The sequence below is a fragment of the Rhizobium sp. R711 genome (assembly GCF_002211365.1).
In the GTDB taxonomy this organism is placed as follows: domain Bacteria; phylum Pseudomonadota; class Alphaproteobacteria; order Rhizobiales; family Rhizobiaceae; genus Rhizobium.
This window is the reverse complement of sequence record NZ_LOKZ01000004.1, coordinates 195,710-205,843: the sequence shown is the minus strand read 5'-3', so window position 1 is coordinate 205,843 and position 10,134 is coordinate 195,710. Positions and strand designations below refer to the sequence as shown.

Sequence of the window (10,134 nt, the reverse complement as noted above, 5' to 3'; positions counted from 1 at the left end):
GACTGGTACATGCAGGGCAAGATCGAGATCGATCCGATGATCACCCACACCCTGGCCCTCGAAGACATCAACAAGGGCTTCGAACTCATGCATTCCGGCGAAAGCATCAGAAGCGTGGTACTGTATTAGGCGTGTCGTAGTCTCGGTCCACAAAGACTGAGCTTCCCTCGCAGCACCAGAGCGCGCCTGCAGCAATGGCGCGCCCTGGCTATGCCACAACTCTCTCGCCGGCCCGGCCACTCCCGCCATCGCGGATGAAGTCTTTTCATCAGGAGCAGATCCCGTTCCGCATCCAGCTCTCCGAGGCACGCTATCGACACTTGAGGTTTTTTGATCATTTTTTCTACCGCGCGAAAGCGCGTTTTGGCCTAGCCTCAATCAAGCAATGCAAGCTTGGGAGGACCTGATGAGCGCGTGGATTAAGGCCTGTGGGATCGATGACATCGACAATGAGGACGTGATCCGTTTTGATCACGAAGGCAAGACCTTCGCCATCTACCGGAGTCCTGATGACAGCTTCTATGCGACCGATGGAATGTGCTCCCACGAAAAGGTGCATCTCGCCGACGGATTGGTGATGGACAACATCATCGAGTGTCCAAAACACAATGGCAGGTTTGACTACCGCACCGGCGAGGCGCGCGGGGCCCCTGTCTGTGTCAATCTCAGAATCTACCGAACAAAGGTGGAAGACGGCAGCGTCTACCTCGGCCTGGAGTGACGCGCCATGCAGGAGTTTGTCATTGTCGGCGGCGGTCAGTGTGGCGCCAGAGCAGCGCTCGCGCTACGCGATCACGGATTTGCCGGTCGCATCACCTTGATTGGCGAGGAACGGCACCTTCCCTATGAGCGTCCGCCCCTATCGAAAGAGCACCTGATGTCGTCGGAAGGCATCGAGCCTCCCTTCATCGTCAGCAGCGCCGTGCTCGCGGAGCGGTCGATCGAGATGATGACGGGTGACACCGCCGTCATATTGGAGCGCGAGAGCCGTTCGGTAGAACTGGCGAGCGGACGCCGCGTTGCCTATGATAAACTGCTGCTCGCGACAGGTTCGTCACCACGCAGGCTCCCCTCTCTGGAAGGCATGGAGCATGTCTTCTATCTGCGCACGCACGACGATGCACAGCGGCTGTCGCAGCGTCTTGTCCCCGGTGGACATCTGGCGATCATCGGCGCGGGCTTCATTGGTTTGGAGCTCGCTGCAGCGGCAAGGCAAAGAGGTCTCGAGGTCACGGTCATCGAAGCTCAGCCCCGCATCCTGATGCGGGCAGTACCGGAAGCGATCGCTTCGCGCGTTCATGCGCTCCACGAGAGCCATGGCGTGCGCATCCTTTGCGGTACAAGCGCCGGGCGAATCGCGGCGCACGCCGCTGGCATCACTCTATCCCTTAACGAGGGTGAAGTGCTGGACGCAACGACCCTGGTCGTCGGTATCGGCGCCGAACCTCGCTGCGAACTCGCGCAACAGGCGGGCCTTTCGGTCGAGAATGGTATCGCCGTCAACGCCGCGCTGCAGACGAGCGATCCGGCGATCTACGCCGCTGGAGATTGCTGCTCCTTCCCCTACGGAGACAAGAGGATCCGTCTGGAGGCGTGGCGCAACGCGCAGGATCAGGGGGCACATGCATCCGCCAATATGCTGGGCGCGGAAAAGCCTTATGAGATCATTCCCTGGTCCTGGTCGGACCAATACGATTTCTCGCTGCAGATCGCCGGCTTGGCCAATGAGGCAACGAGCACGATCACTCGGCAAATCGACGAGGAGGCGGTGATTTTATTTCACCTCGCCGATGATCATCGGATCCTTGCGGCGAGTGGCTGGGGACGCGGCAACCGGATTGCGCGGGACATCAAAGTGGCCGAGATGTTGATAGCGCAGCGCGCAAGGCCCGCGCCGGACGCGTTATCGTCGGCCGCAGTGAGCTTGAAATCTCTCCTGTCACGGTCATAGACTTGCCGATAGGCAGCGATTTTTCGAATGGGAGGGGCAATGAAAGAGGCCAGGATCGGCATCATCGGAACCGGCGTCATGGGTGCCGATCACGCCGCCATTCTCGCGGACGGCGTCGCAAACGCTAGGCTGGTCGCCGTGCAGGATTTCGATCTCGGTCGCGCCGAAAACATTGCCGCATCCCTGGGCGTGCGCGCAATCGCGAATGCAGATGCGTTGATCAGCGATCCCGACATCGATGCCGTGATGGTCTGCTCGCCTGATGGCACTCATGCAGCGCTGGCGCTGAGGGCGATTGCCGCGGGAAAGCCCGTCCTCGTCGAGAAGCCGCTGGCGGCAAGCCTGGAGGATGCCGAGGCGATCATTCGAGCGGAAGTCGCAGCCGGAAAGCGTCTCGTGCAGGTCGGTTTCATGCGGCGCTTTGATGCCGGTTACGTCGAGATGAAACAAGCGCTCGCCTCCGGTGAACTTGGGCGACCGCTTTTCCTCCATTGTGTTCACCGAAACGCCGTCGGCCCGGACTACCTCACATCGGAACTGGTGATTGCCAATTCTGCCGGCCACGAATGCGACATCGCTCGGTATCTTCTCGGTGAAGAGATCACCTCAGCGATCGTCGCCAGCCCACCGGCAACGCGAAACGCCCCGAACAGACAACCGCAGTTCATCTTGCTGCAAACTGCGTCCGGTGTCGTAGTCGACATCGAGGTCTTCACTGACGCGCAGTATGGCTACGACGTCCGGGCCGAACTCGTCTGCGAGGACGGAACCGTCGCTTTGGACCCCAGTCCGGCGACGACGCTCCGCGCCAAAGGCCACGATGGCTTTCGAACGCCTGCCGATTGGCGGCCACGGTTCCGGCAGGCCTATCGCGCGCAGTTGGAAGCCTGGACGGCGGGCATACTCACACGGACGCCCTCAGGCTCAAGTGCATGGGACGGCTACATGGCAATGCTGGTGACAAAGGCCTGCCTGCATGCCTGGAAGACGGGAAACCGTGCGGCCGTCGAGCTCCCAGAAAAGCCGTCCTTGTATCGATGAAACGAACAGCTGGGGGAGAGTCTAGCTTGCAGCTGGCTCCCGATCGGAGGGGCGGCAAGCTATCAAACGAGAAGTGCCTCGCTTTACGCGAGGCTGTTCCCTATTCGCAAACCGTTCTGTACCTGGTGATGTAGTGGTTATGACTCCGGTGCTGGTAAGGCACCCGCCAGCATACGTCGCGGTAAGCGTAACGCGGCCGATCGTAGTCACGGTATCTTGGACCGTATCGGTAATAGCGAGGTGGTGGCGGATCGTCATAGTACCTTGGGCCGCCGGAGCCGAATTCGAAATAAACACCTTGCGCGCCGGCAGGAGCACTCACCAGTACTGCTGCGAGGCCGGCCACTGCGATAATCAACCGTTTCATGGTCAGTCTCCTTTCTATGGAGACTTAACGCGTTGACGTGGCGGTAGTTCAGCATTTTTTGGTCTTGTAGGACCTAAGTCCTATCACCATCAGACATCTGAAACGCAAGAGAGCCCCGCGGTGTCGGCGGGGCTCTTGAAAATCGTGACATCTCAAAACGACGTGCCTAGGGCGGCACGGCCTGAACTGAAAACGTCCTCGTTCCGATTCGGTTCCCGAGGATCTTTCGTTGCCTATGCCGGCCGTGGCGTAAACCCACGCGCGGTATCGATTAATGCACGCAATTGCTTCTCGTCGCGGACACCCTGGCGGTAAAACTCAATGATGATCGAGGCGATCCGCTCGGATTCATCCGAAGAGGCGTCGATTTCCTGCTCGTTGCGGATGTGATCAAGCACGCGGTGGCAGACCGACAGGTCTGTCGAATGCAACGGCTCGTCGCGGCGACTGTAGCGCTTGTGAGACATAGTAGTTCCTCCCTCCTCCGGAGGCAGAAAGGAGCCCCGCAGGAAGCGGGGCAAATGACAGGGACGTTTGGAAAGGCCAACGGGTCGCCTTGGAACTCTAGTGAGAACGCGACGCCGGACTGTTGGTTCCCATTGTCTTGCGACGTCTTTCTGCTAGCCTCCCCAATGCCGGCGACACCGTCGAGCGATTGACAGTTTGCGGATACATTTGATCGACCGGTTGGAGAACGAATTGAATGTCGCGATTGGCCTCATCCTGTCGAGAAAGCTGGAGGCTGAGCGCCTCCAAACGACTGAGAAAGTCACACGCGGCGTTGAAGCGATGCCGTTGCGGCCCGAATCCGCCAGTTGTTCCAACTCTCACGAAACCCAACAGCGGAGAGCTCCGGCGCTATGGGACCGAGAGCAACGGCAGCGGCGTCACGTTGGTGATTTGGGAGGAAGCCGCGACTTGAGAGCTTCCTCTTAAATCTTTGATATATAAGAAAAATGGTGGGTGATGTAGGGCTCGAACCTACGACCCGCTGATTAAGAGTCAGCTGCTCTACCAACTGAGCTAATCACCCGTAACCGCCGTGTTGCGCGGTGTGAGGGGGCGTATAAACAGGATCGTTCGGCTTGTCTAGCACCTGCCCGAAAATTCTTTGGTTAAAGACGAAGATTTTTGCGCATGGCTGAAATGCAATGAAATCAAAGGTCCAGCGTTCCGCTGGCGATACGCACCGCCTGCCCACCAATCCGGGCATTCGAGATCGCTCCGCCTTCGACATCCATATGCAGATGGATCAAGGACGGCCGCCCCATTTCCACGCCCTGCTCGATCATCACCCCGTGGTGTCCGTCCGTCAGGCGGTCGAAATGGTGAATGGTGCCGGATAGTGCGGCCACTGCCGCCCCGGTTGCCGGGTCCTCAACGATCCCCATGCCGCTTGCAAACATCCGCGCATGGAACTTCGCGGCATGATTTACACCACCCCGACAGTAGATATAGGCCGAGGCAAGTGCGCCATCGACGAAAGGAACGGTCGCTTCCCAAAGTTGCGGGTCGAAATCCATTCGCTGCGCCGCGCCAACATCGTGAACGGGAATCATGAGGAACGGCACTCCCGCACTCCAAAGCGACGGTACGTGGTTCTCAAAGCCAATTTCCGTCGTCTTCAGCGACAACGCATTGGCGATCCCGAGCTTGTCGAGCGGCATGGTGATCTGCTGCGACTTCCGCGGCAGATCGAATTCGGCAAAACTCGCCTCCCCCTCCCGAAGCCGAACCGCGCAGCGCACCGGCCCGACATTTTCCTCCAGCACTGAAACGAGATCGATGGTCGACTTGCCGTGCGCATGCTCGGCAAGAGCAATCGCGGTGCCGACCGTCGGGTGTCCCGCAAAAGGCAACTCACGACCAGGCGTGAAAATACGAATCCGAGCCGTATAGGCTGGATTGTTTGCTGGTTGGACGAAGACCGTTTCAGAGAGGTTCATTTCCTTGGCGATCGCCTGCATGGCGTCGCCGCTGAGCTCGTCGCCATCGAAGATGACGGCGAGCGGATTTCCGGCGAGTCTGCGGTCGGTGAACACGTCATAGACGCTGTAGCTTCGCGCCACATCGGCCTCCTGTCTCGGTCCTCGTTTCGCCAAACTGCCCGACCGGGCGACCGAGCGCAAGGCGTTTAAGAGCCGTGCTTTTCTCCAAAGTACCAGTCGATCACGGGGAGCATTGCAATATTGTAGGGATGCGCTTTCGGATCGGCCGAACGGATCGCAACCGCGCCGGCAATCTCCTTGTCATCAGCAACCAGCATGTGTGCTTCGATCTTCTCAATCATCTCCTCGGCAGTCAGATCGAAGCGGAAGAGCCGCAGCACTGTCACCGTGCGCCTGACATGGCTTGCATAGTAGCGGTCACCGGCTTCGGCCTCGTTGAGGTCGAGGCCCGTTTCCTCCCTCACCTCGCGACGCATGTTCTCTTCGACGTCGCAGCGACCACCGGAGATGTCCTGAGGTTCCAGCGAGCCGGCGGCAAAATACACCTGACCCGGATTGGCCGTGTGGCTCCCCATGCGGATAGCCACGAGCGCACCATCGGAGGTTTCAAGGACGGGATAGGCGAACAGATGGATGCCCCCGCGCCTATCCGCTTGACGACGCCACCACATGAACGTCGAAAACGGTATGACGTGCCCCTCGCTCGCTATACCAGCATCGGTCAGCGCCAGGCGTTTTTGAAAAACCATCCGGCCATCGAACAGCGCCGAGTTTGCAGTTGTCTCCTTCTCCCAATTTTCCCGGATTGCTTCGCGCTCCGCGACATAGAAGGGGTGGTCCCCGGCCAGGACCCGAAGATCCAGCCCGGCAATCGGAAATACGGTTTGTTCCGGCGGCCAGCCGGCGAAATCCTCGGAAAAATGAAGGTTCATATCAAATCCAATGTCATGACAACGGGGCAATGGTCGGAAGCCTTCGGTCGATCCCAGCCAGTGCGGGGATAACGCTCGACCTCCTGGCCGGGTGGGAAGACCGTACGGTAAGGCTGTCCATGTCGAATGAGCTCGGGCAGGCGACCGCCATTCGCTCTGGCGAGGGCAGCCGAGAGCCAGATGTAATCAAGCTGGCACAGCCATTGCTCTTCGGGGCCGCGGGCGTGGTAGAGCGTCCAGCGATCGAGCGGATCACGGCGGCGGACGACGTTCTCCGCAAAGCCATCATGGCTGAAAACGTCGAGTGCGCTGATGCTCTCGTCCTGATGCTCGAAGCGGTATCCCGTGCGGCGGCGCCCGATGACGTCGACGCGCTCCTGATAGTCGTTCATGTCGCCACATATAACGAACCGCTTGTCATCGGTGTGACCGCCGAAGCGGTCTTCGATGATGCGGCGTACCGCCAACGCCTCGGCCCGCCGCACGGGCATCGTGCCAAGCCTACTGTCGACGCCATTCGTGCGCGGCCCGTCCATCGATTTGAAATGGACCAAGTAGAGCAACAGTGGGACGCCACCGATCTCGAGCTCGAGTTCCAGGCAGTCCCGCTTGAAGATCTTGTCGTCGATGCGGTTGGTCAGCGCCAGTTGGTCGTTGAAGAGCCCCAGATCGCGATAGGTGAGCATCGCATGGCTCTTGATCTGCTTGAGCTCGATCTTCTGCCCATCGCGTGTCTCTTCACGCATCAGGACCGCAACATCGATCCCGCGGCTGTCGTTGCCCTCGACGAGATACTTTTGCCGGTAGCCGTTACCGACCATCCTGAAGAGATAACCGTATTCGAAAGCCTGCAGCGCTTCCATGTTATCAACTTCCTGCAGGCAAAGAATGTCGGCATCGGCGTCGGCAATCGCCAGCGCCGTCATCTGTCGGGTATCATCTGTGGAAGCGATCACCCGCGCCTGCTCGAGCTGCTGATAGACGCCTTCGCTGCGCACTTCGAAAAGCTTGATCACCCGGTCTTGGCGCAGCTGGTTGCGGAAACCGGTAAAATCGAAACGCGTCATCAGATTTTCAACGTTGAAAGTAGCAAGGCGGAGCGACATCGAGCATTTCCGATTGGCGTTATGCCATTAGTAGTGGCTAAGTCCCGCTTCGGAAAGACGTTTCGCGATCAGAGACGCCAAGCGGCGTGCACCACGACCCGCACGGCTTCACCGACCTCAAGGCGCTTCCGGCTGAAAGCCCGAAGCGCCTGCCCGTCGGCAAGCAGCAGCCTCACTGCATAGCGCTCGCCTTCATAGAGGATGCCGTCGACGCGGGCAGGAATGCCCTCCCCTACGATCAGGACATCCTCCTGACGAACCAGTATGTCTGCCTTCGGAAGATGGTCGGGCTCTCTGGCGAACAACGGTTCGAGTGCGCTCCAGTCGAATTGCCTGATGTCACCAGCCGGAGATGGAAGCGAGAGAATTGCACCGCGGCCAATCAACCCGCCAACCAGTCGCCCCTCCGGATGGGCATAGATTTCCGCCGGCGGTGCAGCTTGCAGAAGGCGGCCTTCGGACATGACAGCGACATCGGTTGCCAACGCCATTGCTTCGCTCTGATCGTGCGTGACGTAGATCATCGTCGCGCCCGAGCGCTGGTGAAACTCGCGAAACGTTTCCTCCATCTCCTGCTTCAGGTGACGGTCGAGATTGGCGAGCGGCTCGTCGAGCAGCACGACGTCAGGTGCCGAGATAAGGCAGCGTGCCAGCGCCACGCGCTGTCGCTGGCCACCCGAGAGATCGGCGGGGCGGCGCTCGGCGTAATCGGCAAGTCTTACCGTCGCCAGCGCCTCGCCTACTTTCTGTCTGTAAGTTTCGCCGGAGATACCGCGCACCTTCAGGGGATAGCCGACGTTGTCCGCGACACTCATATGCGGCCAAAGCGCATAGGATTGGAACACCATCGCCATGTTGCGCCGTTCCGGCGGCAGCGAGCGGGAAGCGTCGGCGAGCAGCCGCTCCCCGAGATGGATGGAACCGTCCGTCGGCGCCTCGAAACCGGCGATCATGCGCAGTACCGTCGTCTTGCCACAACCCGACGGTCCGAGCAGTGCCAGAAAGCCGCCGTGCCGCACCCTCAGGGAAAAATCGGCCACCGCCGCACGACCGGTCCCGAAATCCTTCGCTAGGTGGTTGAGGATCAGTTCCGCCATGGGACGACCCCTCTCGGCAAGCGCTTTGCCATCAGTTCCAGAAGCAGCATCATGAGCACGACCATAAGGACCACGAGCACAGACAGGGCCGATGCCAAATCGGAACTGCCGCTGTCGTCGAGATTGTAGATCGCCACGCCAAGCGTCTGTGTTCCCGCAGACCAGAGGAGTGCGGAAATCGTGAGCTCATTGCAGGCAATGAGGAAAACCAGAATGACCGACGCTCCCGCAGCCGGAGCAATCAACGGCACGGCAATATCGAAGAGCCGCCGGAAGAAGCCTGCCCCAGAGAGCCTTGCCGCCTCCTCAAGCGCAGGGTCGAGCTGGTGAAACGCACTGACGATCGGCTTCAGGCTCACGGCGAAGAAACTGGAAAGATAGGCGATCAAGATGATCCAGATCGTCCCGTAAAGGGTCACGTGCAGGATAGGAATCGGCGCGGCAAACACGAGAATGAAGGACACGGCCATGACGATGCCGGGCAGTGAATAGGGAATCTCGATCAGGCTTGAAACAATGCGGCTGAAAAGGTCTTTACGTCGCGTCAGCGCGTAGGCCGCAAGCACAGTCACCACAAGGAGACACAGCGCCGTCCCGGCAGCAAGAGAAAGAGAATTGACAAAGGCCGTACGCGTAACAGCTTGCCGAAAGAGGATTTCATGGAAGGCATTTGCCGACATCGTCTTGAAGGTGAGCGGCACACCATAAGCGGGGACGAGCGCACCAGCGAGGAGCGCAAAGAACGGTGCTGCCAACATGAAGAAAAGGCAGAGCCAGAGCAGCGGCTGCCCGACAAACTTCCAACCTCCCAACTCGAAGGCCGTGGTCGGGCCCAAAAGCCCAAGCACGCGGTAGTCGCGACCACGCAAGGCACGGTCCTGAATGGCAAGTCCGGCAACGGAAATGATAGCGATGATCGCCGAAAGCACCGCCACGTCGCCGAAAGTCCGGCTTGTGAAGGAAGAAAACTTGATGAAGATCAGCGTTGGAAGCGTGTAGATCGAGGCTGGTATGCCGAGAATGGCAGGAATGCCGAAGTTGCCCGTGCAGGAAACGAAAGAGATTGCGGCGCCGGCAATGATGCCCGGCAGCGAGAGCGGCAGAATGATATCGCGGAAAACCCGAAAGCTGCCGGCGCCGGCAAGACGGGCAGCCTCGACGCCATCGCGGGGTAACGCCATCAAGCCGGCGCGAAGCGCGAGATAGACGAGTGGCGCATGCTGCACTCCATAGAGCAGCGAAATGCCGCCAACCGAGTAGAGAGGCTGCGGGGATCCGAGCGGAGGCGAAATGTGCAATGCCTTAAGCAGCGGGCTTGAAGGCCCGGACATTTGCACCCATGCCAGCGCTGTCACCTGCGGCGGTATCATCATCGGCAGCACGAACAGGAAACTCAGCACGCCCTTGCCACGGATATCCGTCAGCGTCAGCAGGAACGCGAAGGTGCAGCCGATCGCAAGCGAAATCAGTGTGCCGAAGACGGCCGTGACAAGTGTGTAGTAGGTGGCCGACCAGAGCGCAGGATCGCTCAGCACGGCGCCAATACCATCATTTGAGAGTGCGGCGATGCCTGTCATCGCAAGCCGTGCCAGCGGCAGCACGCTCAGGATCAGGACAATGATAACAACAAAAGGAAACAGCCAGCCGGGCTGGCTGCTTCCGGAACGAACATATCCGTGCATCAGCAACGA

Annotated in this window: 10 protein-coding genes, 1 tRNA gene and 1 pseudogene; 4 read left to right on the top strand and 8 right to left on the bottom strand. The window is 59.6% G+C overall.

Going from position 1 to position 10,134, the window contains the following annotated elements; all coding sequences use genetic code 11:
* From ATY80_RS28550 to ATY80_RS08770, 4 genes and pseudogenes are all read left to right on the top strand, one after another.
* A pseudogene (locus ATY80_RS28550) lies at window positions 1-129 on the top strand (S-(hydroxymethyl)glutathione dehydrogenase); the annotation flags it as partial.
* A 277-nt stretch (window positions 130-406) separates the two neighbouring features.
* Window positions 407-721 (top strand): MocE family 2Fe-2S type ferredoxin, encoded by a 315-nt coding sequence (locus ATY80_RS08780; protein ID WP_088692051.1) that lies wholly within the window; start codon window positions 407-409, stop codon window positions 719-721.
* A gap of 6 nt (window positions 722-727) precedes the next feature.
* Window positions 728-1,951: an FAD-dependent oxidoreductase gene (locus ATY80_RS08775; RefSeq protein ID WP_088692050.1), complete on the top strand. Its 1,224-nt coding sequence runs from the start codon at window positions 728-730 to the stop codon at window positions 1,949-1,951.
* Window positions 1,952-1,990: 39 nt separating this feature from the next.
* On the top strand, window positions 1,991-2,992 hold the full coding sequence (locus ATY80_RS08770) for a Gfo/Idh/MocA family oxidoreductase (protein WP_088692049.1): 1,002 nt from the start codon (window positions 1,991-1,993) through the stop codon (window positions 2,990-2,992).
* Between the two features lie 100 nt (window positions 2,993-3,092).
* On the opposite strand, the gene ATY80_RS08765 is transcribed toward ATY80_RS08770, so the two are convergent.
* From ATY80_RS08765 to ATY80_RS08730, 8 genes are all read right to left on the bottom strand, one after another.
* Window positions 3,093-3,359, bottom strand: a complete 267-nt coding sequence (locus ATY80_RS08765) for a hypothetical protein (protein ID WP_088692048.1) — start codon at window positions 3,357-3,359, stop codon at window positions 3,093-3,095.
* Between the two features lie 233 nt (window positions 3,360-3,592).
* Window positions 3,593-3,826 (bottom strand): hypothetical protein, encoded by a 234-nt coding sequence (locus tag ATY80_RS08760; protein WP_088692047.1) that lies wholly within the window; start codon window positions 3,824-3,826, stop codon window positions 3,593-3,595.
* Window positions 3,827-4,316: 490 nt separating this feature from the next.
* Window positions 4,317-4,392: transfer RNA gene (locus ATY80_RS08755), tRNA-Lys, on the bottom strand.
* A 124-nt stretch (window positions 4,393-4,516) separates the two neighbouring features.
* Window positions 4,517-5,428 (bottom strand): PhzF family phenazine biosynthesis protein, encoded by a 912-nt coding sequence (locus ATY80_RS08750; protein WP_088692046.1) that lies wholly within the window; start codon window positions 5,426-5,428, stop codon window positions 4,517-4,519.
* 65 nt (window positions 5,429-5,493) lie between these two features.
* Complete coding sequence (locus ATY80_RS08745) at window positions 5,494-6,240, bottom strand: NUDIX domain-containing protein (RefSeq protein WP_088692045.1); 747 nt, start codon at window positions 6,238-6,240, stop codon at window positions 5,494-5,496.
* On the bottom strand, window positions 6,237-7,346 hold the full coding sequence (locus ATY80_RS08740; protein WP_088692044.1) for an endonuclease/exonuclease/phosphatase family protein: 1,110 nt from the start codon (window positions 7,344-7,346) through the stop codon (window positions 6,237-6,239). Before ATY80_RS08740 ends, ATY80_RS08745 begins: the two co-directional genes overlap by 4 nt.
* Before the next feature lie 68 nt (window positions 7,347-7,414).
* On the bottom strand, window positions 7,415-8,443 hold the full coding sequence (locus ATY80_RS08735; protein WP_088692043.1) for an ABC transporter ATP-binding protein: 1,029 nt from the start codon (window positions 8,441-8,443) through the stop codon (window positions 7,415-7,417).
* Window positions 8,431-10,125, bottom strand: a complete 1,695-nt coding sequence (locus tag ATY80_RS08730; RefSeq protein WP_088692042.1) for an iron ABC transporter permease — start codon at window positions 10,123-10,125, stop codon at window positions 8,431-8,433. The genes ATY80_RS08735 and ATY80_RS08730 overlap by 13 nt, the downstream gene beginning before the upstream one ends.
* Between the last annotated feature and the right edge of the window lie 9 nt (window positions 10,126-10,134).

Excerpts from the sequence above, each read along its gene's own strand:
- ATY80_RS08780 (WP_088692051.1), top strand. The coding sequence starts at position 407 with ATGAGCGCGTGGATTAAGGCCTGTGGGATCGATGACATCGACAATGAG.
- ATY80_RS08775 (WP_088692050.1), top strand. The coding sequence starts at position 728 with ATGCAGGAGTTTGTCATTGTCGGCGGCGGTCAGTGTGGCGCCAGAGCA.
- ATY80_RS08770 (WP_088692049.1), top strand. The coding sequence starts at position 1,991 with ATGAAAGAGGCCAGGATCGGCATCATCGGAACCGGCGTCATGGGTGCC.
- ATY80_RS08765 (WP_088692048.1), bottom strand. The coding sequence starts at position 3,359 with ATGAAACGGTTGATTATCGCAGTGGCCGGCCTCGCAGCAGTACTGGTG.
- ATY80_RS08760 (WP_088692047.1), bottom strand. The coding sequence starts at position 3,826 with ATGTCTCACAAGCGCTACAGTCGCCGCGACGAGCCGTTGCATTCGACA.
- ATY80_RS08745 (WP_088692045.1), bottom strand. The coding sequence starts at position 6,240 with ATGAACCTTCATTTTTCCGAGGATTTCGCCGGCTGGCCGCCGGAACAA.
- ATY80_RS08740 (WP_088692044.1), bottom strand. The coding sequence starts at position 7,346 with ATGTCGCTCCGCCTTGCTACTTTCAACGTTGAAAATCTGATGACGCGT.
- ATY80_RS08735 (WP_088692043.1), bottom strand. The coding sequence starts at position 8,443 with ATGGCGGAACTGATCCTCAACCACCTAGCGAAGGATTTCGGGACCGGT.
- ATY80_RS08730 (WP_088692042.1), bottom strand. The coding sequence starts at position 10,125 with ATGCACGGATATGTTCGTTCCGGAAGCAGCCAGCCCGGCTGGCTGTTT.